Annotated in this window: 21 protein-coding genes; 17 read left to right on the forward strand and 4 right to left on the reverse strand. The window is 56.3% G+C overall.

The genetic code is table 11. The annotated features are described in order from the left end of the window. Positions 1-13 precede the first annotated feature (13 nt). The 5 genes from ACRQ84_RS19635 to argE all read left to right on the forward strand — a co-directional run bounded on the left by ACRQ84_RS19635 (position 14) and on the right by argE (position 4,686). Positions 14-934, forward strand: a complete 921-nt coding sequence (locus tag ACRQ84_RS19635) for a LysR family transcriptional regulator (protein WP_064739897.1) — start codon at positions 14-16, stop codon at positions 932-934. A gap of 217 nt (positions 935-1,151) precedes the next feature. After that, positions 1,152-2,411, forward strand: coding sequence for a flavin-containing monooxygenase (locus ACRQ84_RS19640; RefSeq protein ID WP_064739898.1), 1,260 nt, complete (start codon positions 1,152-1,154; stop codon positions 2,409-2,411). Positions 2,412-2,426: 15 nt separating this feature from the next. Next, positions 2,427-2,849 (forward strand): RidA family protein, encoded by a 423-nt coding sequence (locus ACRQ84_RS19645; RefSeq protein ID WP_064739899.1) that lies wholly within the window; start codon positions 2,427-2,429, stop codon positions 2,847-2,849. 9 nt (positions 2,850-2,858) lie between these two features. After that, positions 2,859-3,533: a DUF1028 domain-containing protein gene (locus ACRQ84_RS19650; RefSeq protein ID WP_064739900.1), complete on the forward strand. Its 675-nt coding sequence runs from the start codon at positions 2,859-2,861 to the stop codon at positions 3,531-3,533. Beyond that, on the forward strand, positions 3,526-4,686 hold the full coding sequence (gene argE, locus ACRQ84_RS19655; protein ID WP_483818310.1) for an acetylornithine deacetylase: 1,161 nt from the start codon (positions 3,526-3,528) through the stop codon (positions 4,684-4,686). Before ACRQ84_RS19650 ends, argE begins: the two co-directional genes overlap by 8 nt. Here the strand turns inward: argE and ACRQ84_RS19660 are convergent. Beyond that, positions 4,669-5,703 (reverse strand): LacI family DNA-binding transcriptional regulator, encoded by a 1,035-nt coding sequence (locus tag ACRQ84_RS19660; protein WP_483818311.1) that lies wholly within the window; start codon positions 5,701-5,703, stop codon positions 4,669-4,671. The two genes, argE and ACRQ84_RS19660, sit on opposite strands and share 18 nt — an antisense overlap. Positions 5,704-5,919: 216 nt before the next feature. On the opposite strand from ACRQ84_RS19660, the gene ACRQ84_RS19665 reads away from it, so the two are divergent. From ACRQ84_RS19665 to ACRQ84_RS19680, 4 genes are all read left to right on the forward strand, one after another. After that, positions 5,920-6,948, forward strand: a complete 1,029-nt coding sequence (locus ACRQ84_RS19665) for an ABC transporter substrate-binding protein (RefSeq protein ID WP_064739903.1) — start codon at positions 5,920-5,922, stop codon at positions 6,946-6,948. Between the two features lie 121 nt (positions 6,949-7,069). Continuing rightward, a complete protein-coding gene (locus ACRQ84_RS19670; protein ID WP_483818312.1) occupies positions 7,070-9,292 on the forward strand; it encodes an ABC transporter permease in 2,223 nt (740 codons plus the stop codon). Beyond that, a complete protein-coding gene (locus ACRQ84_RS19675; RefSeq protein WP_008109395.1) occupies positions 9,289-10,350 on the forward strand; it encodes an ABC transporter ATP-binding protein in 1,062 nt (353 codons plus the stop codon). The genes ACRQ84_RS19670 and ACRQ84_RS19675 overlap by 4 nt, the downstream gene beginning before the upstream one ends. 14 nt (positions 10,351-10,364) lie before the next feature. Further along, on the forward strand, positions 10,365-11,165 hold the full coding sequence (locus ACRQ84_RS19680) for an inositol monophosphatase family protein (RefSeq protein WP_483818500.1): 801 nt from the start codon (positions 10,365-10,367) through the stop codon (positions 11,163-11,165). A gap of 142 nt (positions 11,166-11,307) precedes the next feature. On the opposite strand, the gene ACRQ84_RS19685 is transcribed toward ACRQ84_RS19680, so the two are convergent. Then, on the reverse strand, positions 11,308-11,946 hold the full coding sequence (locus ACRQ84_RS19685; RefSeq protein WP_483818313.1) for a LysE family translocator: 639 nt from the start codon (positions 11,944-11,946) through the stop codon (positions 11,308-11,310). Positions 11,947-12,271: 325 nt separating this feature from the next. Here ACRQ84_RS19685 and ACRQ84_RS19690 point away from each other — a divergent pair, with 325 nt between their 5' ends. The 7 genes from ACRQ84_RS19690 (at position 12,272) to ACRQ84_RS19720 (ending at position 19,312) form a co-directional block, all read left to right on the forward strand. Next, complete coding sequence (locus tag ACRQ84_RS19690) at positions 12,272-13,492, forward strand: lactonase family protein (protein ID WP_483818314.1); 1,221 nt, start codon at positions 12,272-12,274, stop codon at positions 13,490-13,492. A gap of 326 nt (positions 13,493-13,818) precedes the next feature. Beyond that, positions 13,819-15,060, forward strand: a complete 1,242-nt coding sequence (locus ACRQ84_RS19695) for an urea ABC transporter substrate-binding protein (protein WP_483818315.1) — start codon at positions 13,819-13,821, stop codon at positions 15,058-15,060. A gap of 11 nt (positions 15,061-15,071) precedes the next feature. After that, on the forward strand, positions 15,072-15,941 hold the full coding sequence (locus tag ACRQ84_RS19700) for a branched-chain amino acid ABC transporter permease (protein WP_483818316.1): 870 nt from the start codon (positions 15,072-15,074) through the stop codon (positions 15,939-15,941). Continuing rightward, a complete protein-coding gene (locus tag ACRQ84_RS19705) occupies positions 15,941-16,972 on the forward strand; it encodes a branched-chain amino acid ABC transporter permease (protein ID WP_483818317.1) in 1,032 nt (343 codons plus the stop codon). The genes ACRQ84_RS19700 and ACRQ84_RS19705 overlap by 1 nt, the downstream gene beginning before the upstream one ends. Next, positions 16,969-17,700, forward strand: a complete 732-nt coding sequence (locus tag ACRQ84_RS19710; RefSeq protein WP_483818318.1) for an ATP-binding cassette domain-containing protein — start codon at positions 16,969-16,971, stop codon at positions 17,698-17,700. Before ACRQ84_RS19705 ends, ACRQ84_RS19710 begins: the two co-directional genes overlap by 4 nt. After that, entirely contained in the window at positions 17,693-18,397 is a 705-nt protein-coding gene (locus ACRQ84_RS19715; RefSeq protein WP_064739911.1) for an ABC transporter ATP-binding protein, read from the forward strand. Before ACRQ84_RS19710 ends, ACRQ84_RS19715 begins: the two co-directional genes overlap by 8 nt. Positions 18,398-18,730: 333 nt before the next feature. After that, complete coding sequence (locus tag ACRQ84_RS19720; protein WP_483818319.1) at positions 18,731-19,312, forward strand: ANTAR domain-containing response regulator; 582 nt, start codon at positions 18,731-18,733, stop codon at positions 19,310-19,312. Here the strand turns inward: ACRQ84_RS19720 and ACRQ84_RS19725 are convergent. Beyond that, positions 19,307-20,251, reverse strand: a complete 945-nt coding sequence (locus ACRQ84_RS19725) for a helix-turn-helix domain-containing protein (protein WP_483818320.1) — start codon at positions 20,249-20,251, stop codon at positions 19,307-19,309. The two genes, ACRQ84_RS19720 and ACRQ84_RS19725, sit on opposite strands and share 6 nt — an antisense overlap. A gap of 116 nt (positions 20,252-20,367) precedes the next feature. Then, positions 20,368-21,762 (reverse strand): amidase, encoded by a 1,395-nt coding sequence (locus tag ACRQ84_RS19730; protein ID WP_483818321.1) that lies wholly within the window; start codon positions 21,760-21,762, stop codon positions 20,368-20,370. 269 nt (positions 21,763-22,031) lie between these two features. On the opposite strand from ACRQ84_RS19730, the gene ACRQ84_RS19735 reads away from it, so the two are divergent. Continuing rightward, positions 22,032-23,456 carry a hypothetical protein gene (locus ACRQ84_RS19735; RefSeq protein ID WP_483818322.1) on the forward strand — a complete coding sequence of 475 codons (1,425 nt, stop codon included), beginning with the start codon at positions 22,032-22,034 and terminating at the stop codon, positions 23,454-23,456. Positions 23,457-23,515 lie beyond the last annotated feature (59 nt).

The following is a 23,515-nucleotide window of genomic DNA, read 5'->3' on the forward strand; positions in this document are numbered from 1 at the left end:
TAATGGCGCAATCATGACTCATTTTACCCTCAAGCAACTCAAATATTTCGTCACCGTCGTGGAAACGGAAAGTATCGCTGAGGCTTCGCGCCAGCTGCATATCGCGCAGCCTTCGATCTCGGTGGCAATCAAAAATCTTGAGGATGCCTTTGAGCAGCAACTGTTTATTCGCCATCACGCGCAGGGCGTTTCACTGACCTCCAGCGGCCGACGTTTTTATGAGAAAGCCAGCGAGTTATTGCGGCTTTCGCATGAGTTTGAGCAGAGCTCGCGGGCTGACAATGAACTGGTGTGCGGCACGGTGGCGGTCGGTTGCTTTGAATCTGCCGCACCGTTGTATATGCCTAAATTGATTGCCGGATTCAAAAAACTTTACCCGGAAATCAACATCCAGCTTTATGACGGAGAGCAGCATGAACTGACGCATGGTCTGCATCGTGGGCGTTTTGATGTGGCCTTTCTCTACGATTTAGAGCTGGATAACGTCATTAAAAAGGAGCCGCTGAATGCGCCGCACAAACCTTATGCGCTGCTACCCGCCGCGCATCCGCTGGCGAAAAAAAGTGCCGTCACCCTGCAAGAGTTGGCGCGTTTGCCCATGATTTTGCTCGATGTGGTGCCAAGCAAAAATTATTTCATCAGTATTTTTAAAGAGAATGGCTATCACCCGGAAGTGGCTTACAGTTCGCCGTCAATTGAAATGGTGCGCTGCATGGTGGGGCAAGGATTAGGTTTTTCGGTGCTGGTGACGCGCCCGTGTTCCGATATTACTTATGACGGTGAGCGGTTAGTGCAGCTGGATATTATTGATGATATGGCCGCATCGACATTAATCATGGCCTATTTGCAAAATAACGAACCTACCCGGCCTACACGATTATTTATGGATTACTGTCGCAGTATGGAATTAACCCCGCCGCGCATCGCTGGCTAAACTTAGTACGCCTTACGTAGCGGCGCGATTTATCGCGCAATAAATTGCGCCGCTACAATGTGTGTGCTCTGTGATATTGGGATCCAACATTTATTGGCTAATTATTTTCTATTCAGACGCTCGATTTATAATATTTTACCGTCTTCGTTGGCTCAAATAGTCTTGGAAACTTCTTAAGTTGCCATACCTCGCGCAAGGCGGGACGAAGGACGTTGAAATGACATCACCAATCACTGAAACAGATACGCTAATTATTGGCGCGGGTCAGGCGGGGATCGCGATGAGCGAACATCTGACTCGCCTCGGTATTCCGCATCTGGTATTAGAAAAGAATCGCATTGCCGAATCCTGGCGCACTCGGCGCTGGGATTCGCTGGTCGCCAACGGTCCGGCCTGGCACGACCGCTTCCCAGGCATGGCTTTCCCGAACTGCTCGCCGGACAGTTTTGTCGCCAAAGAACAGGTGGCGGACTACTTTGTCAGCTACGCCGAACAGTATCAGGCACCGATTCGCACCGGCGTAGAAGTACTCAACGCAGAACGTAACCTGGGCCGCGCCGGTTTCACCGTGCAGACAACTCAGGGCACAATCAATGCGCAGCGCATCGTGGCGGCAACGGGGCCGTTCCATCGTCCGCTGATCCCGGCGATTGCTCCGCAGAACAGCGGGCGGTATCAAATCCACTCAGCCGAGTACAAAAATCCGCAGCAGTTGCCGCAGGGCGGCGTGCTGGTGGTGGGCGCGGGCTCATCGGGCGTGCAGATTGCGGATGAGTTGCAGCGTGCGGGCAAAGAGGTGTGGCTATCGGTAGGCGCGCACGATCGTCCACCGCGCGCCTATCGTGGCCGAGATTTTTGCTGGTGGTTAGGGGTGCTGGGATTATGGGATGCCGCCGCCAATCAGCCGGGTAAAGAGCACGTCACCATTGCTGTGAGCGGCGCGCGCGGCGGTCACACCGTGGATTTCCGTCGTTTAGCGGCTCAGGGCATCAATCTTGTCGGGTTAACCCGTAGTTTCGCCGACGATCGTGTGCAGTTCCAGCCTGATTTAGCGCAAAACATTGCCAATGGCGATGCCAACTATCTCTCATTGCTGGATGCCGCCGATGCCTATATCGAACGTAATGGCCTCGACCTTCCGCCCGAACCGCAGGCGCGTGAATTCCTGCCCGACCCATCATGCATCAGCGATCCCACACTGGATCTGAACCTCAAGGAAGTAGGTATCACCAGCATTATCTGGGCCACCGGCTACGTAGCGGATTACAGCTGGTTGAAGGTGGGTGCGTTTAATCAACAGGGCAAACCACAGCATCATCGCGGCGTTTCCAGCGAACCGGGCGTCTATTTCCTCGGCTTGCCGTGGCTGTCGCGTCGCGGTTCCACCTTTATCTGGGGCGTGTGGCACGACGCGAAATTTATCGCCGATCAGATCGCCATTCAGCGCCAATATCAGCACTACAGCGCCGACATTTAACCTACAGGAACGATTATGCCAACGCATCAACGCATTCGGATGTTTAACACCAAAGAAACCTATCCAAATCAAACGCTGGATAACGATCTCTGTCAGGCGGTTCGCGCGGGGAACACCGTATACGTGCGCGGCCAGGTCGGCACGGACTTTGCCGGCAATTTGGTGGGGCTGGGGGATCCGCAAGCGCAGACCGCGCAGGCGATGAAAAACCTGAAGCAGCTGCTGGAAGAGGCGGGCAGCGATCTCAGCCATATTGTGAAAACCACCACTTATATTATTGATCCCCGCTATCGCGAACCGGTGTATCAGGAAGTGGGCAAATGGCTAAAAGGGGTATTCCCGATTTCAACCGGATTGGTGGTGTCCGCGCTGGGCCAGCCGCAATGGCTGATGGAAATTGACGTCATCGCGGTGATCCCCGACGACTGGAAAAAATAAGGCGGCTTCATGACAGTATCCATTGCAGCACGTTGCCCGGAATCCGGGCAGCTAGGCATTGCCATCAGCTCCTCCAGCATCGCTGTCGGCGCACGTTGTCCGTGGCTGGTGGCGGGGATTGGTGCGGTTTCCAGCCAGAACATCACGTTACCGGCGCTGGGGCAGCAGATTCTGGCACAGCTGGAAGCGGGCCTCACGCCGCAACAGGCACTAAAAAGTGCGCTGGCGGAGGATCGTTTCAGCGAGTATCGCCAGGTGACGGTGATTGATGCCAGCGGCAGCAGCGCCGCCTTCAGCGGGGAACACACGTTAGGCATTTATGCCGTGGTACAGGGCAACGAGTGCGTGGCGGCGGGTAACATGCTGAAGGATAAATCGGTGATTGCCGCAATGGTTACTGCCTTCGAGGCTTCCAGTGGTGAATTGACCAGTCGCCTGATTGGTGCGTTGCAGGCGGGGATTGATGCCGGAGGCGAAGCCGGCCCGGTGCATTCGGCGGCGGTGAAAGTGGTGGATGATTACACCTGGCCGCTGGTGGATCTGCGTATTGACTGGGCGGAAGCCGACCCGGTTGCGGCACTCAATACTTTGTGGCTGGCGTACGAACCGCAAATGCAGGCCTACGTGACGCGCGCGCTCGATCCGCGCGAAGCACCCAGCTATGGCGTACCGGGCGATGAATAGTGCCGTGCGTGAGATCCTCTCGACGTTGCTGGCTTTTGATACCACCAGCCGTGAATCCAACCTGGCGCTGATTGGCTGGGTTGAGGATTTTCTTGCGGCGCGCGGCATGACGGCGCAGCGCATCGTCAATGCCGATGGCAGTAAAGCCAATCTTTATGCGCGCATCGGGCCATCCGGTGAGGGCGGCGTGATGCTCTCTGGCCACACCGATGTGGTACCGGTGGATGGACAAAACTGGTCGCTGCCGCCGTTCGCGCTGACGGAACGTGACGGTCGATATTACGGGCGCGGCAGCGCCGACATGAAAGGTTATCTCGCCTGCGTGCTGGCATCGCTGGATGCTTTTCTCGCCGCGCCGCTGCGGATGCCGCTGCATCTGGCCTTTTCGTATGATGAAGAGGTGGGTTGTTTGGGCGTGCGCAGCATGATCGACTGGCTAAAAGCGTCCCACGAAAAACCCGCCATGTGTATTATTGGCGAGCCGACGCAGATGCAGCCGGTTTATGGTCATAAAGGAAAAATTGGCATGCGCTGCTATGTACAGGGGCGCGCTTGCCACTCCGCTTATGCGCCTGATGGCGTCAACGCCATCGAGTATGCAGCGAAGCTGATTAATCATCTCAGCGCCTCCGCCGTGCAGTTGGCCGCACAGCGGGATGCGCGTTTTGATCCACCTTTTAGCACGCTGCAAACCGGCGTGATTCAGGGCGGCAGCGCGCTGAATATCGTGCCGCAGGATTGCCAGTTTGATTTCGAGATCCGCTACTTACCGAATGCGGATGTGCAAGGCGTTGTTGACGATGCCAAGGCCTACGCTAACCGGCAGCTGTTATCGAGCATGCAAAAAGTGGCGGAGGAAAGCGCAATACGTTTCGAAACCCTTAGCGCCTATCCGGGATTGCTCACCGACCCATATTCGCAGTTTGCCCACTGGCTGGCGCAGTGGAGCGGCAGCGAGAGTTTCTCCACGGTGGCGTTTGGCACGGAAGGGGGATTGTTTGATGAAGCGGGCATCGCCACGCTGGTTTGTGGGCCAGGCAGCATGGAACAGGGTCATAAACCGGATGAGTTTATCGCCATCGATCAACTGGAAAAGTGCTTGCAGATGCTCAGCAATTTGTGCCAGTGGATGCGCTTAGCCGCCGCGCACTGAGCCACGCCACACCACGTCGGCCTGATACAGCAGGCTATCATGCTGCTGCTCAACTTGTGGCGTGAAGCCGGTTTCATCCTGCTCGGTTTGCATCAGCCACTTCACCGCGTCCTGGGCGAACTGTTCCACCGGCTGAGAAAAGGTGGTGAGATTGTAGGATGACCATCCGGCTTGCGCGATGTTGTCGTAGCCGATCAAGCAGAGATCGTCCGGCACGCGCAGCGCAAAACGGTGCCGCGCTTCATCCATAAAGCCGCAGGCGACCAAATCGGTGACACAAAACACGCCGTCCGGTCGCTGATGACGTGTCAATAAGCGATGCGCCAGGATCTGTCCGCTTTCATACGATGTGGTACCAAAGCGTTCAATCGTCACCGTTAATCCCGCGCGTTCTGCTGCCAAAACAAAAGTATCTTCACGCTTTTTTAGGCTCGGCGTGCCCGCCAGCGAATTGGCAAACGCCAGATGCTGACAACCGGCGCGCTGGAACGCCATTACCGCAGTTTGCGCAGCACTTTCGGCATCGAGATTGATGCTGAGCGATCCCGGCAGCGCTTCGTCGCGGTTGATCAAAATGATGCGCTGGCCGTGCTTGTAACACTGGCGTGTGATGGTGCGATCGGGCATGCCGGAGAGAATGATTGAAGCATCGGCACGGAAATTAATCGCCTGCTGTAAGGCCGCTGAAACGCTGTTGTCCGAGCGATCGGTGTTGATCAGCATCGCCACTTTTCCCGCTTCCTGCAAAAATTGCGTCAGCCAGCGCACCAGACTGGCGCGATAGGGCGTGGCGATTTCCGACACGATGAGGCACACAATGCTGCTGCGGTTGCGTACCAGCCCGCGCGCCAGATGATTAACGTGATACCCCAACTCTTCTGCCGCTTTCATCACCCGTTCACGCGTTGCCGGTGACACGCTGGCGCCCGGCGTGAACGCGCGTGACACCGCCGAGCGCGAAACGCCCGCGCGTTCAGCGACATCCTGCGCGCTTACCACCGCTTTCTCATGCTGCATGCTCAACACCTCTTCACATTCTGGCTGAACTGAGTCTGCCTCAGATTGCAAAGGTGTGCAAACTGCTTTAGATCTCATTTGTTGCATTTTTGTGACATCGCCTAACAATTGCGCAGCGTGGTGTTTGACAGGACATTTCTTGTTCATTACTACTTTGCACACACGTGCAAGAAAAGGTGCCAATGAAGCACCAACCCTACAATCCAGGAGAACACTATGCGAGTCACCTCAATGGCCATCGCGCTATCCCTCTGTTGCACTGCACTGCCGTTCGCCGCTTCGGCTGCGGGAAATTTAAATATGGTCTGCTCCGCCGACGTGGTGGTGTGCGAGCACATGACCAACATCTTCAGCAAGGCGCACCCGGATATCAAAGTGAGTATGGTGCGACTCTCTGCGGGAGAAGCCTATGCACGTTTGCGCAGTGAGGCACGCAATCCGCGCACCGATATCTGGTGGGCGGGCACCGGTGATCCGCATATGCAGGCGGCGGAAGAGGGACTGACGCAGCCGTATAAATCGCCGCTGCTCGATCAGCAGCAAGATTGGGCGCAGAAGCAGGCGGAAAACTCCCATTTCCGCACGGTCGGCATTTACGCTGGCGCGCTGGGTTGGGGCTATAACACCAAATTGCTGGCATCTAAAAAGCTGAAAGAACCGAAATGCTGGGCCGATCTGCTGGACCCAAGCTTCAAAGGGGAAATTCAGATTGCCAACCCAAACTCGTCGGGCACCGCGTATAACACGCTGGCGACGCTGGTGCAGATCATGGGTGAAGACCAAGCCTTTGATTACCTGAAAAAGCTCAATGCCAATATTTCGCAATACACCAAATCCGGTTCCGCGCCGGTGAAGTCGGCCGCGCGGGGTGAAACGACCGTCGGCATCGTGTTTATGCATGATGCGGTGGCGATGGAGGTGGATGGTTTCCCGATCAAGACCGTTGCACCGTGCGAAGGCACCGGTTATGAGATTGGTTCGATGTCGATTGTTAAAGGTGCGCGCAACCTCGCCAACGCTAAAGTCTGGTACGACTGGGCGCTGAGCGCTGAAGCGCAGTCGCACATGAAAGAGGCCAAATCCTTCCAGCTGCCGTCAAACCGTAACGCCGAGATTTCTGAATACGCGCCGCGCTTCGAGAACATCAAGCTGATCGATTACGACTTCAAAACCTACGGCGATTCTGCCAAGCGTAAAGCGTTGCTGGGACGTTGGGATAAAGAGATTGGTGCTAGCGCGCAGTGATGATCCGTGCGGACGGTGGGAAGGTCGTCATAAATGACGCCCCTACAAAACCGCACCCGTAGGGTCGCCATTTATGGCGACCTGGTTAAGCACCGCACGAAACCCGAAGTCGAGGTATGTGATGAATGCAAATAATCGCCGTCTGACAGGCGCGCTGCTCATCGGCGCTGTGGCGTTACTGCTGCTGCCGTGGTTCAGCCTGGAAGCCGGTTTCTTTAGCAGCGGCTGGTTAACCAGTCTGTGGAGTGATAGTGCTAATGCGCCGGCGCTGTGGCAAGTGGGCGCACATCCGTGGCTTGCGGTTGCCATCGTGCTGTTTGTGCTGTGCGCCGGTTGCGGCCTGCTGCCCGGCGCAGCGCGCAGCCGTTTGTTGCTGCTGTTCAGCGCGCTTGGCGTGCTATTCCTGGTGATTGAAGGCCACGCGATTGGCTACAGCGGCTGGAGCTGGCTGTGGCTGGAGAACCGCTTCGGTGCGCTGGAATCCGGCCAACCGGCAATGGGCGCGGGTGCGCTGCTAATGCTGACCACCTTCCTGCTGCTGTTTTCCTTCGCGCTAGCCGAACGCGGCGTGATGAAAGGCGACGCCTTTGTGGTGGCCTCTTTGGTGCTGCTCACTGCGCTGGTCAGCATATTCGTACTTTATCCGGTGCTAAGCATGTTTGTGGTGTCGGTACAGGACGTTGACGGCAGCTTCAAGCCGGATGGTTTGATCAGCAACATTCAGGATCCATCGATCTGGAGCTTGTCGTGTTTGTCGGGCGGCACCTGCGGCACCGCATGGCGCACGCTGTGGTTGGCGCTGATGACCGCCGCTGGCTCCACGCTGCTGGGCCTGGCGTTTGCGCTGGCCGCCACACGCACGCCGCTGCCGTTTAAAAAGGCGCTGCGTATGCTGACCATTCTGCCGATCATCACGCCGCCGTTTGTCATTGGCCTGGCGCTGATTCTGCTGTTTGGCCGTTCCGGTGTGGTGACGGAACAACTGGCGGCGCTGTTTGGCATCGAACCGGGGCGCTGGCTATACGGTTTAACCGGTATCTGGATCGCCCAGGTGCTGTCGTTTACGCCGATTGCGTTTCTGGTGCTGATTGGCGTGGTGGAAGGCGTCAGCCCGTCGCTGGAAGAGGCGTCACAAACGCTGCGCGCCAATCGCTGGCGCACCTTTACACGCGTCTCGCTGCCGCTGATGGCGCCGGGTTTAGCCAACGCTTTTCTGATTAGCTTTATCGAAAGCATGGCTGATTTCGGTAACCCGATGGTGCTGGGCGGCAGTCACGGCGTGCTCTCCACTGAGATTTTCTTCTCGGTGGTCGGCGCGCAGAACGACCCGAGCCGCGCGGCGGTGCTGGCGATGATTCTGCTGTGCTTCACGCTGACCGCCTTTGTGCTGCAGCGCTGGTGGCTTGGCGGCAAGAACTTCGCCACCGTCACCGGTAAAGGCGACGGCGGCAAACATGTGCAGTTACCGCGCGTGCTGCGCTTTGGCGTGTACGGCATGGTGATTCCGTGGGGCCTGTTCACGCTGGTGATCTACGTCATGATTGTGGTCGGTGGCTTTGTGCAGTCGTGGGGATTGAATGATGCGCTGACCATCGAGCATTACGTTCGCGCCTTCGGCGTTAGCTTCAGCGACGGGCATCTGCTGTGGAGTGGCGTGGCCTGGAATTCGTTCTGGACCACACTAGAAATCGCGCTGATTGCCGCACCGCTGACGGCGATTGTCGGCCTGCTCACCGCATGGCTGATTGTGCGACAGAAGTTTGCCGGTCGTCAGACCTTCGAGTTCCTGCTGATGCTGAGCTTCGCTATTCCCGGCACGGTTATCGGTGTGAGCTATGTGATGGCGTATAACCTGCCACCGCTGGAGATCACCGGCACCGCGATGATCCTCGTGGCCTGCTTTGTGTTCCGTAACATGCCGGTCGGCGTGCGCGGCGGTATCGCGGCGATGAGCCAGCTGGATAAAAGTCTTGATGAAGCGTCAATGACGCTGGGCGCTAACAGCTTCCGCACGCTGCGTAAAGTGGTGCTGCCGCTGCTGAAACCGGCCATCAGCGCCGCACTGGTTTACGCCTTCGTGCGCGCCATTACCTCGATCAGTGCAGTGATCTTCCTCGTGAGCGCGCAGTACAACATGGCAACGTCTTACATCGTTGGGCTGGTGGAAAACGGCGAATACGGTGTGGCAATTGCTTACTCAACCGTCTTGATTGTAGTAATGCTGCTGATCATCGGCATGTTCCAGTGGCTGGTGGGTGAACGGCGTCTGCGCCGCGTGGCCCGCCCGGTCGATATGGTTGCACCGCCTGCAACAACCTCATTCACTCAGGAGAGAACCGTATGACACGCGTAACCGCTGGATCTGTGGTGTTCGAACACGTCTCGAAACGCTTTGCCGGTTTTGATGCCATTCCCGATCTCTCGCTGACCGTTGAGCCCGGCACGTTGGTAACGCTGCTCGGCCCGTCCGGCTGCGGAAAAACCACCACGCTGCGCCTGCTGGCCGGTCTGGAGCATCCCACCGCTGGGCGCATTTTGATCGGTGGCAAAGATGTCACCAACTTGCCCGCCAACGAGCGCGACGTGGCAATGGTGTTTCAGTCTTACGCGCTGTTTCCGCACATGAGTGCGCTCGACAACATCATGTATGGCTTGCAATCGTCGGGTATGAATAAGCGTGAAGCGCAAGATCGGGCGCGCGAAGGGCTGAAGCTGGTTGGCCTGGAACATCAGGGCCAGCGCTTGCCGTCGGAGCTATCCGGCGGGCAGCAACAGCGTATCGCGGTGGCGCGTGCGCTGGTGCTGGAGCCGCAGGTTCTCTTGCTCGATGAGCCGCTTTCCAATCTTGATGAACGTTTGCGTCGCCGCGTGCGCACCGACATTCGCGATCTGCAGCAGCGGCTTGGCTTCACTGCGGTCTACGTCACGCACGATCAGGAAGAGGCGCTGGCGGTGTCCGATAAGATTATTGTCATGAAAGAGGGGGATATTGCCCAGCAGGGTGCGCCGGAGAGCCTCTACCACGCGCCAAATTCGGTGTTTATTGCCGACTTTATGGGCGAAGCGAATATTCTGCCGTGCGAAGTGGAACAGCTGGATGGCAGCGAAGCGCTGGTGCGGCTTGGCAGCCAGCGCTATCGCGTGCGCGGTAATGGGCTAAAAACCGGCGCGGCGCAGCTTTCGGTGCGACCGCAGTTCATCACGCTGCGCGGCGAAGGTGCGGGCGCACTGCGCGGTGAAGTGACACACAGCACATGGCTCGGCGACCATATTGAATATGAGGTCGCAACGGAACTGGGTTCGCTGTTCATTGTGGATGCGGAGATGGAGCAGCAGTTGCCGCTGGCATCGAACGTCGCCATCGATTTTAAACCTCAGGGTTTGGCCCTGATTGCCGGTTAATTTAAGGATGGATGATGAGTGAATTAGAGAATGACCCGCTGTTATCACGCCTGATTCTGGCGGAGAAAGTGGCACGAGCAGGCGGCGCGAAGGCGCTGGAGTATTTTCATCAGCGCGACACCTTGGTGGTGGAGACCAAATACGATTTGCAGGATGTGGTGTCACGCGCTGACCGCGAAGTGGAACAGATGATCGACCAGCAGATTCGCGCGCAGTTTGCCGACGACGGTTTCCTGGGCGAAGAGTACGGTTTGCAACAGGGGACATCCGGTTATACGTGGGTGGTTGATCCTATTGACGGTACCAGCCCGTTCCTCAACGGCATGCCAAACTGGTGTGTGTCGGTCGCGGTGCTACACGAAGGTGTGCCGGTGATTGGCGTGATTTTCGCACCGTATTATCAGGAGTGCTATGTGGCGGCCATCGGCCAGGGCGCAACGCTCAACGGCAAGCGCTTGCAGGTGGATGCTACACGCACGCTGCAAAACCACGTCACCGGTTTCGGCGCCAACAGCCACGTCAGCCCGGAAGAGGTGGGCAAAATCCTCGCTTCGCTGCTGGCGGCGGGCGGGAACTTTATCCGCATCGGATCGGGCGCTTTGATGCTGGCGTGGGTCGCAGCTGGACGTGTGGTCGGCTATTACGAACCTTATATGCATGCGTGGGATTGTCTGGCCGGCTATTGCCTGGTGAAAGAAGCCGGCGGCTGGTATCACCCGTTTAACACCGAAGGAGAACGCTTGCTGAAGGGGGCGCAGGTGCTGGCTGTTGCGCCTGGCGCGGAAGCGGATTTGAAACGGATTGCCGGTTTGTAATCATGATTGTGGTCGCCATTAATGGCGTAGTGCCAATCAGATAAGCACTACGTTTAATCCTCGTACATCCCGTAGCGGCGCGATTTATCGCGCAATAAATTGCGCCGCTACGATCTGCGTCTTCTGTAATGGCGACCGCCCATCAAACCAGAATAAATTCCCGATAACCCGACCAAATCACGTAGATGGCGAAATAAACAAAAATCAGCGCCGAAGCGAGATAGGAGTACTTGAGTAAGCGCGCGCCCAGTAATTTTCCGCCCATGCTGCCAACCAAACACAACACACAGGTCCACACCACGCCGGCGATAAAAAAGCCGCCAAGGAAAGAGGAGGTTGCTGTCGCGCTGCCGTGTCCCATCCGTGAAATCAAGGCACCGCCCACGCTGGCAAACCACAAGATGGCCGTGGGCGATGACATCGCCAACATTACGCCACGACTGAACTCGCGCAGCAGCGATCGATACGGCTGCTGTTCCGTTTCCGGCAGTTCTGCCTGTTTTTGCAGCGCCGCATACAGCATTTTCCCGGCAAACCACAGCAACAGCACGCCGCCCCCAATCCACAGCACCCAACGCACGGCAGTAAATTGCAGCACCACCGCCATCCCCGCCAGCGCCAGCAGCGCATAGATTAAGTCACCAATGCAGGTGCCAATCCCCAAGCAAAACCCGTGAAAATAGCCGCGTTGCATCGCCAGCGTAATCATGGCGATATTGGCGAGACCGATATCAAGACATAACGACAAACTCAGCAGAAAACCATTTGAAAACTGCAGCATAGCAACGTCAGCATCCCTGGCATGTAAATGGAGTGTTATTAAATCACACTGTGCTTCGCTGCGGCGGAATTTATCATCTTCATGCGCGGATGGGGTCACCATTAATGGCGACCTTACGTTTATAGCGCTGGGTTTTTGTAGGGTGCGCATTCATGCGCACCAGGAAGATGAGCACAGGTTTGTGCCAGTTTGTGAGGCCGGTCACTCTCTACGCCTCCGCTTAAAAATCAATCCCACTATAGTCGTTAGGCGGCCTGCGTCATCGGCCGTAATCACAATAAAAAATCCAACTTTACTAACGCTTTTTATAAAGAACATTCCGATTATGGTGGGTACGACAATGAAAAATCACAATAAATCCGTGTCTGGCGGTTTGGCATCACGTCTAACCGTGGCATTATCACTCGCTGTTTTCACATTAGCGGGAAGTGCAATGGCAACTGCAGCGGAACATCACAACCAAACGGCTTTAGTGGGCACATGGACCAGCATCCCAGACGCGCCGTTAGTGCAAAATCCGGGTCATCCCAGCGAAGGGTTGTACCGTATGAAGGTCAATAGCGACGGCACGCTGACGCCGCTCGATTTCATCAAAATGAAAAGTCCTTCGTGGATTGTGAAATCACACGATGGTCGTTTTGCCTACACCACCAATGAAGAAAATGCCGGTGCCGTCACTGCGCTGGCCATTGATCACAAGGGCAACGTGCGCGTGATTAACGCGGTGGATAGCCACGGCCAGCAGCCGACGCATGCCACCCTCAGCCCGGATGGAAAATTCCTGTTTGTCGCCAACTATTCGGTGGCAAAAGGCGGTGCCAGCGTGGCGGTGTTCCCGATCCATCACGATGGATCACTCGGCGAGCAGGTACAGACTTTCCCGTTTGTCAGCGGAACCGGTGCGGTGAAAGACCGCCAGGATAGCGGGCACGCGCACTCCACCACCTTCACTCCCGATGGCAAATACCTGTACGCGGCGGATCTCGGCGGTGACAAACTGCATGCTTTTGCTTATCACGCCAACAAGTCACAACCGCTGCAGGCAGATCCTGCGCGTGACGTCACTTTCCCTGCGGGATCGGGTCCGCGTCACATGGTGTTTTCACCCGACGGTAAACATGCTTATGTCATCACTGAAATGGCCGGTGAAGTGGTGGTGTTTGCAGTAAAGGACGATCGGCTGGAGCAACAGGCAAAGGTCAAACTCAACAGCGAAAACAGCAGCGCCGACTATAAAAGCGGTGGCGGCATTATCCTCAGCCCAAACGGCAAGTTTGTAATTGCGGCCAATCGTGGTTCAGATAACAGCTTAGTGGTGTTCCGGATTGAACAGGATGGTGCGTTGGGATCGCCGGTGCGCTACAAAGCGGAGGGTATCGAACCACGCGCTTTGGCTTTTGATGCCAGCGGCAAACATTTGTATGTGACGAATGTCTTCACCAACAACATCACCCTGTTTCATTTCGATGCGCAGAGCGGTGCGCTAAAAGCGGCGGGTGAAGTCGCCAGGATAGCGACGCCGACGGATATTAAATTTTTTAATTGAGTGGTTTATTTTGGTCGCCATAAATGGCGACCTTACCGGTTTTATAGGGTCGCCATTTTTGGCGACCGCGCACCTTATTGGTGCCAATTGCTATTTAACAGTGCGCACGTTGTCGTAGCGGCGCAATTTATTGCGCGATTAATCGCGCCGCTACGTGAATGTGCGGTGTTTAATTTATTTGGCCCAGTTATTGCTTAATAAAAATAACGCCCCAACGATGTGGCAACCCTCTTGTAAATGCAGACAGCGCCGTCTGCCGATCGCTTATATTCTCTCCGGCCTCCCGGAACACTCCTATTTTATTCTACTCTTTTCAAGAGGTTGCTATGGCTATTAGTCGTCGTTCATTCATCCAGGGTTCAGCCGTTTCGGCATTAGGCTTGGCCGCGGGCGTTGCACCTAAATTTTCTTTTGCGGCAGACAGAAAAGACGCCATTAAAGTCGCCAGTATTCTCGACTTATCCGGCGGGCTCGATATCTACGGTAAGCCGATGTCGAACGCGATTAATCTGGCGGCGGAAGAGATCAATGCGGCGGGGGGTTTATTAGGTCGCCCGTTGCAGGTGATTAATTACGATGCGCAGTCCAATATGCAGCTTTATGCGCAATACGCGCAGCAGGCGGCGCTGAAAGATAAAGTGGCGGTGGTACACGGCGGCATTACGTCCGCTTCGCGTGAAGTTATTCGTCCGGTATTGGATCGTTTTCGTTCGCTCTATTTTTATCCGGCGCAATATGAAGGCGGCGTGTGCGATCGCAATTACTTCTCTTCCGGTTCTACGCCGGCACAAACCGTGGAAAAGCTGGTGCCTTATGCGGTGAAGAAGTGGGGCAAAAAAGTCTACGTGCTGGCGGCGGATTACAACTACGGGCAAATCGTCTCAGCGTGGGTGAAAAAGTCGGTGCACGATAACGGCGGCGAAGTGATGACGGTTGAGTTCTTCCCGCTGGATGTCACTGATTTCGGTGCGGCGATCTCTAAAATTCAGAGCGCTAAACCCGACATGGTATGGTCAGCGCTGGTCGGTGGCGCGCACATCTCCTTCTATCGCCAGTGGCATGCGGCCGGTATGAGCGGCAAGATCCCGATTGCCTCCACGGTCTTTGGCGGTGGCAACGAACATATCATTCTGTCGCCGGAAGAGAGCAACGGCATTTTGGTGGCCGCTAACTATATGCAGGAAATCCCTTCACCGGAAAACACCGCCTTTGTCGAGCGATTCCATGCGCGCTACGGCGCCAACACGCCTTACATCAGCGACCTCGCGATGGGCGCGTATCAGGGTATGTTGATCTGGGCAGAAGGGGTACGCAAAGCGGGTGATATTGATCGCATGAAGGTGATCGAAGCGCTGGAGTCGGGCGTTACGCTGACCTCGCCGAGCGGCAAGCTGAGCGTTGATCCGGCTACCCATCACTGTTCGCTGGATGTGCACATCGCCGAAGTGGAAAACCATCAGATGAAAATTCTGGAAACTTTCACCGATCAAGCGCCGGTGGATACCGCGATGGTGTGCGATCTGAAGAAAAATCCGCGCGATACCAAACAGTATCAAATTGAGCTGTAACAGGAGCCGCTATGGATCTGTTCATTATCTACGCCATTGAAGTGCTCAATGCCATCGCCGTGCTGGTGATCATGAGTGTCGGGCTCGCGGTCGTGTTCGGCATGATGAAAATCGTCAATATGGCGCACGGCGAATTCATGATGCTGGGCGGCTACAGCGCCATTCTGGCGACCAATCAGTGGGGTGTGCCGATGTGGATCTCGATGTTTGTGATCGCGCCACTTACCGTTGGTGTGTTTGGTGCGGTGATTGAGCGTGTGATTATCCGTCACCTGTACGGGCGGATGATCGACACCATGCTGGCGACATGGGGGCTGAGTCTGGCGCTGATCGGTGCCGCCACCATGCTGTTCGGCAACACCACCTTAGGCATCAGTTCGCCGCTGCCCAGCGTCAATATCGGCAGCTACAGCACAAGCGGCTATTCGCTGTTCATGATTGTGTTTGCGATGGGCCTGCTGGGCGCGCTGTGGCTGCTGCTGCGCTTTACCACCTTAGGGTTGTGCGCGCGCGCCACTATGCAGAATGCGCGCATGGCAGCAGCGCTCGGCAGCAATCCCGGCAAGATCTACAGCCTGACGTTTGGCCTGGGCGCAGCGCTGTCGGGTTTAGGCGGCGCGCTGTTAGCGCCGATAACCGGCGTGATCCCAACGATTGGCGTCAGCTTTATTGCTAAAGCCTTTATCACGGTGATTGGCGGTGGCAGCGCGATCATTGCCGGTACGCTCTCTGCTTCCACACTGTTCGGCACCCTTTCGCAGTTGGTGACTTACTTCTCCACGCCGGTGTTTGGTGCAGTCGCGCTCTTGCTGAGCGCCATTGTGCTGCTGCGCTTGCTGCCGCAGGGCATCACCGGTCGCTTCTTCAGGAGATCGCTGTAATGAAATTGTTATCGGAAAAGATGCAGATTGTCGTCACCTCACTGGCGATGGTGCTGGTGGCGCTGTGGCTCTCAGGTGCAATTGAGCTCTACACCTTGCTGTCACTGACGGTATTTCTGGTGATGGGCTTGTTGTCGCTCAGCCTGGCGTTTATCTGGGGCTACGGCGGCATTCTGTGCTTCGGTCAGGCGGCGTTTTTCGGTTTAGGCGCCTATACCTATGCGATTTGCGCCATCAACTGGGGCGATTCGACCTGGGCGGTGGTGATGGCGGTGCTGCTGCCAACGCTGTTCTCGCTGCTGCTCGGCTATGTGATTTTTTATGGCGGCGTCAGCGATGTCTATCTTGGCGCAATTACCCTGGCGGTCAGTCTGGTGCTGTTTAACTGGGTCAACTCCACCTCCGGGAGCGAATATCACATTGGCGAGGCGCTGCTCGGCGGCTTTAACGGCATTCCCTCGGTGCCGACACTCAACCTGCCGTTCCAGCCGGAGGCCATTTTATCGCCCGAGGCGATCTTTATGGTCACCGCCGGTTGTCTGGCGCTCTGTTACGCCTTGCTGAAATTCGTGCTGCTGAGCCGCTTTGGCAAAACCGTGGTGGCGATTCGTGAGAACGAGCAGCGCGCCGGATTGCTCGGCTACAACGTGCCGGCGCATAAGCTGGCGACCTTTGCCATCGGCGCGGCGATTGCCGGACTGGCGGGCTGTTTGTACGTCAACTGGGGCGCGTTTGTCAGTCCCGGCGTGTTCAGCATTAGCCAGTCAGCGCAGATCATTATCTGGGTGATTGTCGGTGGACGCGGCACGCTGCTAGGGCCGGTGATCAGCTGCGTGCTGTTACAGTGGATGGTGACACGGCTGGGCGCGCAGCAAACCGTGGATGTCAATTTAGTGCTCGGCGTAATACTGGCCGTGTTTGTGTTGCTGATCCCCGGCGGCATTCTGCCGACGTTACAGCGTTTATGGCGGCGCAAGCGTCCCGCCGCCGCGCCCGCCAGCCGTGCGCAGGTCAGTGAGGTGAAACAATGACGACCAACGTGTTACTGGAAACCCGCAAGATGGGCGTCAGTTTCGGCGGCGTGCACGCGGTAAAAGAGGTGGACTTCGCGCTATATGAAGGTGAGTTGCGCTGCCTGATTGGCCCCAACGGCGCAGGCAAAAGTACCTTCTTTAAGATGCTAAGTGGCCAGGTGACGCCCACGCGTGGCGAGTGTCGCTATCGTGAACAGGTGATCTCCGGCAAGCGGCCGTGGGAGATTGCGCGTTTGGGGATTGGCATTAAAACGCAGGTGCCGAGCGTATTTGAAGGCTTAAGCGTGCGAGAAAATCTTTGGCAAGCGGCGGCGAATAAGCTGGCGAAAGCGGCGCTGCCGGCGGCAATTGAACAGGTGCTGGAGGATATCGGCCTCGTTGATCTGCAACATGCGGTGCTCTCCGAACTGGCACATGGCCAGCGGCAGTGGGTGGAACTGGGGATGATCCTGATCTCTAAGCCGCAACTGGTGCTGCTGGATGAACCGGCGGCGGGCATGACGCATCAGGAAGTGCGTAAAACGGCGCAGTTGATCAGAGCGATTAATCAGCAGAGCACGGTGGTGGTGGTGGAACATGACATGGAGTTCATCAGCATGATTGCGCAGCAGGTGACGGTGTTTAACCAGGGCGCGGTGCTGGCCGAAGGCAGCTTCCGCGCGGTGACGCAAAATCCGCTGGTGAAAGAGGCGTATCTCGGCAATCTGGAGATTAAACATGCTTGAAATAAAAGAGATGGTCTCGGGCTACAACAAGATTCCGGTGCTGAATTTATCTGAACTGTTTGTCGGCGCCAAGTCGTTCACCGGCGTACTGGGCCGCAACGGCATGGGTAAAACCACGCTGCTGCGCACCATTATGGGCGAACTGCCGGCATGGCAAGGCAGCATCGCACTGAACGGCATCGATATTACCCGTTATCAGGCGCACCAGCGTGCGGTGGCGGGTATCGGTTTTGTACCTCAAGGGCGGCAGATCTTCCCGCAGCTGACGGTGGAGGAGAATCTGCGCATGGGCTGCGTGAAGCACTTCTCCCGTGCCGGACAGATTATCGAGCAAATGCTGGAGTATTTTCCGCGCCTGAAACGCCTGCTGGCTCAGCCAGGCGGTGCACTATCGGGCGGGGAGCAGCAGCTGCTGGCATTGGCGCGTTGCCTGTGCGGTCAACCGCAGCTGGTGCTGCTGGATGAACCCACGGAAGGAATTCAACCGAATATCTGCGAGGAGATCATCGAGACGTTGCGGCGGCTACGGCATGAGATGGATATTTCGATCATTCTGGTGGAGCAGGATATTGAATTTCTATACGCCCTGTCTGACCAAATTCATGTGATTGAAAAAGGGCAGATAGTGCAGAAGTTCGATCCGAAAACCCAGTCGAGTGCCAGCGTGGCGGAGCAGTTTTTGGGGTTTCATGTGTGAGGTGATAAAAACGGTCGCCATAAATGACGACCCTACACGCAAGGTCACCATTTATGGTGTAAGCCGATCAGTTAAGCCCCGTATTAATTACCGTACATTCCGTAGCGGCGCGATTTATCGCGCAATAAATTGCGCCGCTACAATGTGTGCGCCAGGTCGTTGGGGTTTTCATCTCTTAACTGACAAGCATTACACCATTTATGGTGACCTTACGCATCACCGCACAGGCTCGTTGTCCGCCCTGACACAGCATCCGGCAGCGACAGCAAAGCGTTGATTCACCCGCTCGCTTACTGTGAAGCCTCCTCATTCGGGATGCGCATAGGGTGAACCATGACTGAACAATCATTACTGGCAACGCTTTCTGGTGTCCGGCTGCATATTTTCCATCCTGATTCACAGAGCGTGCGTGCGTTTTGCGCCTCGCTGACACCGTTGGGCTGTCACGCGCAGCACAACTGGCCACCGGCGGCGTCAATACCCGCCGATACGCAACTGCTGCTGGTGGCAATCGATGTGCATCAGCAGCAATTTTTATCCCCTCTGTTTAACCGCGCGCGCGAAATGGATATTCCTGTCATCGCGCTGGCGGATTGCCACAACGCGCGGCTGTTTCCGCTGCTGCTGCAACTCCAGCCGAGTGCCATTGCCGAACGTGAGCTCAACCCTTTTGCTTTGATTGTGCAGATGATGGGCACGTTACACACCGTGCGTCATCATCAGCGAGTGCGTGCGGTGCAGCAGGCGCGAAAAGCGCGCGGAGAAAGGTTGGCGCAGGCCAAAGGCGTGCTGATGCAAACCTTCGGGCTGGATGAATCGGGTGCCTATCGCTTAATGCGGAGTGAAGCGATGAACACGCGCAGCAGCCTGGAATACACCGCCGAACGCGTGATCACCACATTAGAAAAGTCATGATGTTTGGGCGTCTGGCAGCCGTAACAGGCTGCTGGGCGTATAGCCAAAGGCTTTACGAAACGCCAGGCTGAAGTGCGACATATCGCTAAAGCCATGATCCAGCGCCACCTGCGTAATATTGCGCGCTTTACCTTCCGCCAATAAACGGTGACACGCTTGCAAACGCTCCTGCCAGAGGAAGTTCATCGGTGTGGTCCCATGTGCAGCAAACACCCGGCTGATGGTGCGCGGCGAGACATGATGCGCATTGGCAATCTGCGTCACCGATAACTCCGGCTCCTGCAGGTTATGGCGCAGAAAACGTACCACGCGCGAGTAAAGATCCGGCTTCAGCGCCTCTTCGTTATGCTGCAAATTGACGCTCACTGAAATCATATTCAGCAAGGTGTTGGCAAACTGCTCGGCCAAAAACGGGTTCTCGCGATCGGAATTAAAGACGAACGCTTCCTGTAGGAGCAGCTTGAGCGATGCCATGCCAGGTCGCGTAACATCCAGCGTTTTGCCCGCCAGTGTGGTCGTGGCGGGCGCTTCCTTCTCCATGATGTGACGTGGCAGATGCACGATATTGATCGCCACATTTTCCATCGCAAAATCAAACGGCGTGGCAGCATCATAAATCACCACATCACCGGCGCTCACGCGCGATTGATGGCCATTCTGCCGCAGCGTACCGCTGCCGGCGCAAACGTAGCCCAGATAGAAGTCGTGATTGGGATGGCGGCGAATGCACTCCGGCGTGCGTTGCCACATCAGCGCGGTGTGCGATACGTGATGAGCAATATCCATGTGTCCTAGCATCGAATAAGCGAAACTGCCGGAAAAAGTGCCCGTATGCATCTGGCGCGCTTCGGCTTTAATCAGACGCGAGCACACCGCATCCCGCCAGGCATCGAAGCGATGACGATTATCGAGATCATCGGTAGTGAAAAGCTCTTTCATATCAGCATCCCCTAAACATGGCGAAAAAGGGCGGAAGTCGAGGAGATAAAGCAAATTTCAGGCCATGAACGGGGAATTGCCACCTCAGGCCTGCTGAGGCGGCAAAGGTGACGGCGTTATAATGCGGGATGCTGTTTATGCCAGTCGGTGACCTGCTGGAACGCCCACGCGCCCTGAATCATGGTGGCCTCCGCGAAGTGGGCCGCCACCAACTGGAAGCCAATCGGCGAGCCGTTCGCAGTCATGCCGCATGGCAAGGTGATGGTGGGATGCCCGCTGGCGTCGAATGCACTGGTATAGCGCAGTACGCCGTTAAATAGTGCCTGATCGGTACCAAAACGGGTCATGGTGTCCCAGGTCAATCCGGCATAGGCGGTGGCCGGAGCCAGAATCAGATCAACCTGCGTGAACAGGGCGGAGATATCGCCGGACAGCGCCGCCCGGCTGAGCAGCAAACGCTGATACTCCAGCGTGCTGACGCGGTGACCGAGATCCAACAGGCCAGCCAGACCGGGGCCATAGTGATCTTTCTGCGCCGGATAAGTTTCTTCGTGCGCTAGCGCAGTTTCCACGGCGCAGAGTGCGCTCCACTCGGCGGCGGCTTTTTCGGTATCGGGTAAGGTAATGTCCACCAGCGTTGCACCGAGCGAACTCAGGGTGGCGATCGCCGATTGCAGCGCGGCACGCGTCTCCTCGTCGACTTTCTCCAGCGCCCAGCTCTTATCTACGCCGATGCGCATCTTGCTGATGCCGCGCGTCATCAGCGCCAGATAATCCGGCACCGGCTCGCTGCTGGAGGTGGGATCTTTGTCATCGCGACCGGCAATTGCCTGCAACATGGCGGCGGCATCGGCGGCGTTACGTGCCATCGGGCCGATATGATCGAGTGATGCTGCCAGTTCACAGGCACCGTGACGTGTGACGCGGCCCCACGTGGGTTTGATGCCGGTCAGGCCGTTGGCGTTGGAGGGAAAACGAATCGATCCGCCGGTATCGGTGCCAATTGAGCCGAAGCATAAACCTGCGGCAGTGGCGACGCCGGAGCCGCTGGAGGAAACGCCAGTCCATAGCGCGCTGCCCCACGGATTATTTGGACGGGTGATATCAGGATGGTGATCGGCGAAGGCGCTTTCGGTTTGCGTCAGTTTGCCGAGAATCACCGCACCCGCCGCGCGGAAGCGCTCCACCACGGTGGAGTCTTCGGTTGGGTAACGATCTTTGTGGATGATCATGCCGTGGCTGGTGGGCGCGTCTTTGGTCCAAATCAGGTCTTTAAGCGCAATCGGTACGCCGTGCAGCGGCCCGCGCAATTTACCCGCAGCAATTTCAGAATCGGCTTCGGCCGCCTGTTTCAATGCGCTGTCGTGCATCACGTAGAAGTAACTGTGTAAGTCGCGATCAAGCGCATCGATACGCGTTAGCAGCGTTTGCGTGACTTCCACCGAAGAGATTTCGCCCGACTGAATCAAGCGGCCAATTTCCAGCAAGCTTTTGTAATGCAGGTTATTCATCGTGACCTTACCTCGTGAGGGAGAGATGTGTTGATGAATAACGTAAGTCACTCCGTGAAGTGCGGCTGTGTTTAGGCGGACAGATGTTATGTCTGAAATGACATGTTGGGAGGGAAGTTGTGAGAAGGTCGCCATGAATGGCGACCCTACACAACGCACTGAACAGGTAGGGTCGCCATTTATGGCGACCGAATAATGTAAACCTTCCTAAAGCTGCTCATTAATAAGCCGATAACGCTAAGGAATAGTACATAACGAGGATTATTTTCATGCTAAATGGGATTGGCAGCAGCGTACTGAGAAATTTAATCGCGGCGAATGCGGTGGTAACGCCGTCGGTGAATAACACATCCGCGCAGAACGCCCTGATGGCGGAAGCATCCACCAAAGTGACCTTCAGCGAGGCGAGTGATGCCATCGCCGCTATCTACAAAATTGAGCCCGCGCAGGTCAAAAGTTCCGTCGAGGTGACCAGCAGCCTGCAAGCGCAGTTGAACGGTGCCACGCATGCCCGCGGTATCGAAATGAACGGCTTGGGCAGCACGTTGCTGAGTAATCTGGCCAGTCATCGCGGCGACGTGACCTTAAGCGTTCCGGCGACCGAAGCGCTAAACGGCGCGCAGAGCAGCAGCCAAAGTGCGCTGGCACTGACCATCACTACTCAATCCGGCGTGCAGGTGAGTTTGCAAATGACACGTCAACAGGGCGGCATGGTGGTGGAACTGAAAACCAGCGGCGGCCAGCTGAGCAATGTTGAGGCGGCGGCGATGGGCCAGCTGTCAGCGGGCTTGCAGAAAGCGCTGGATGGTCTCGATGGCAGCACCACCAAACTCGATATCAGCGATCTGATGAAGTTTGATAGTTCAGTGTTAAAAAGTATCGATTTGAAGACCGATCTGCGTAATGGCAACAACGTCACACAGTCGCTTAATCTGCATGCCGACGATCAGGAGCGCTGGCTTGGATTCCACAACGGCGATGTCAGCATTAAACTCGACACGGATGTTTCGAAACTGACGCAGGCGGGCAGCGCGGCGCAGCAGGCGGCGGCGCTGGATCAGTGGAGCAGTCAGTTCGATCAGGCAGCTTCGCGCGGTAACGGCGATCGCGATATGCTAATGCTGTTCAAAGACAGCTTCCGCGCGCTCAATACCACCGAAGGCAAAGCGGCTGAAAGTATTAATACGCAGCGCGTGAAGTCGGTTGATGCCAATGCGGCGAAGAACGGCGCAATTAGCGGGCTGGCGGACTTCTCGGCCACGTATCAGCAGACGCCAGTTTCGGGCAATCCGTACAAGCCGGAAGAGAAAGACACGTTCTCACTGAACGTGGCGCAAAAAACCGCGTCGCAGATCCATGGCGATACGCAGGATTTAACCCAGCAAACGCTGTTTAAACTGAAGGCCAGCTTCCATACCGCGCTGGATTCTGCCTCAGCGGCGAAACTGACCGAACAGAAGTCGTCGCAAAACTATAAGTATCATTTGATCGATGATGAAGCGCGCAGCCAGACCTCGGTGACGCAGAATAAGAAAGGGGATTTGACCGCAAATTATGTGCAGCAGCTTACGCAAAATGAGACGGTGAAAAGCTATCAGTTGGCGAAGTTGATTGATAGTGTGCAGATTCCGCATAGCGCGAAAAGCGAATTCACCCGCAGTTTCGCTGCTGCACAGTTTGCTGCACAAATATAATAAAAGGATGTTCGGTCGTATTGTCATCGTACGGTCGCCATTAATGGCGACCGTATAGA

It is taken from the genome of Pantoea sp. E2023-21, from assembly GCF_051302795.1.
Taxonomy (GTDB): domain Bacteria; phylum Pseudomonadota; class Gammaproteobacteria; order Enterobacterales; family Enterobacteriaceae; genus Pantoea; species Pantoea ludwigii_A.

Bases quoted from the DNA above. Each gene is read 5' to 3' on its own strand.
- ACRQ84_RS19635 (WP_064739897.1), top strand. From the start codon at position 14: ATGACTCATTTTACCCTCAAGCAACTCAAATATTTCGTCACCGTCGTG.
- ACRQ84_RS19640 (WP_064739898.1), top strand. From the start codon at position 1,152: ATGACATCACCAATCACTGAAACAGATACGCTAATTATTGGCGCGGGT.
- ACRQ84_RS19645 (WP_064739899.1), top strand. From the start codon at position 2,427: ATGCCAACGCATCAACGCATTCGGATGTTTAACACCAAAGAAACCTAT.
- ACRQ84_RS19650 (WP_064739900.1), top strand. From the start codon at position 2,859: ATGACAGTATCCATTGCAGCACGTTGCCCGGAATCCGGGCAGCTAGGC.
- argE (WP_483818310.1), top strand. From the start codon at position 3,526: ATGAATAGTGCCGTGCGTGAGATCCTCTCGACGTTGCTGGCTTTTGAT.
- ACRQ84_RS19660 (WP_483818311.1), bottom strand. From the start codon at position 5,703: ATGCAGCATGAGAAAGCGGTGGTAAGCGCGCAGGATGTCGCTGAACGC.
- ACRQ84_RS19665 (WP_064739903.1), top strand. From the start codon at position 5,920: ATGCGAGTCACCTCAATGGCCATCGCGCTATCCCTCTGTTGCACTGCA.
- ACRQ84_RS19670 (WP_483818312.1), top strand. From the start codon at position 7,070: ATGAATGCAAATAATCGCCGTCTGACAGGCGCGCTGCTCATCGGCGCT.
- ACRQ84_RS19675 (WP_008109395.1), top strand. From the start codon at position 9,289: ATGACACGCGTAACCGCTGGATCTGTGGTGTTCGAACACGTCTCGAAA.
- ACRQ84_RS19680 (WP_483818500.1), top strand. From the start codon at position 10,365: ATGAGTGAATTAGAGAATGACCCGCTGTTATCACGCCTGATTCTGGCG.
- ACRQ84_RS19685 (WP_483818313.1), bottom strand. From the start codon at position 11,946: ATGCTGCAGTTTTCAAATGGTTTTCTGCTGAGTTTGTCGTTATGTCTT.
- ACRQ84_RS19690 (WP_483818314.1), top strand. From the start codon at position 12,272: ATGGTGGGTACGACAATGAAAAATCACAATAAATCCGTGTCTGGCGGT.
- ACRQ84_RS19695 (WP_483818315.1), top strand. From the start codon at position 13,819: ATGGCTATTAGTCGTCGTTCATTCATCCAGGGTTCAGCCGTTTCGGCA.
- ACRQ84_RS19700 (WP_483818316.1), top strand. From the start codon at position 15,072: ATGGATCTGTTCATTATCTACGCCATTGAAGTGCTCAATGCCATCGCC.
- ACRQ84_RS19705 (WP_483818317.1), top strand. From the start codon at position 15,941: ATGAAATTGTTATCGGAAAAGATGCAGATTGTCGTCACCTCACTGGCG.
- ACRQ84_RS19710 (WP_483818318.1), top strand. From the start codon at position 16,969: ATGACGACCAACGTGTTACTGGAAACCCGCAAGATGGGCGTCAGTTTC.
- ACRQ84_RS19715 (WP_064739911.1), top strand. From the start codon at position 17,693: ATGCTTGAAATAAAAGAGATGGTCTCGGGCTACAACAAGATTCCGGTG.
- ACRQ84_RS19720 (WP_483818319.1), top strand. From the start codon at position 18,731: ATGACTGAACAATCATTACTGGCAACGCTTTCTGGTGTCCGGCTGCAT.
- ACRQ84_RS19725 (WP_483818320.1), bottom strand. From the start codon at position 20,251: ATGAAAGAGCTTTTCACTACCGATGATCTCGATAATCGTCATCGCTTC.
- ACRQ84_RS19730 (WP_483818321.1), bottom strand. From the start codon at position 21,762: ATGAATAACCTGCATTACAAAAGCTTGCTGGAAATTGGCCGCTTGATT.
- ACRQ84_RS19735 (WP_483818322.1), top strand. From the start codon at position 22,032: ATGCTAAATGGGATTGGCAGCAGCGTACTGAGAAATTTAATCGCGGCG.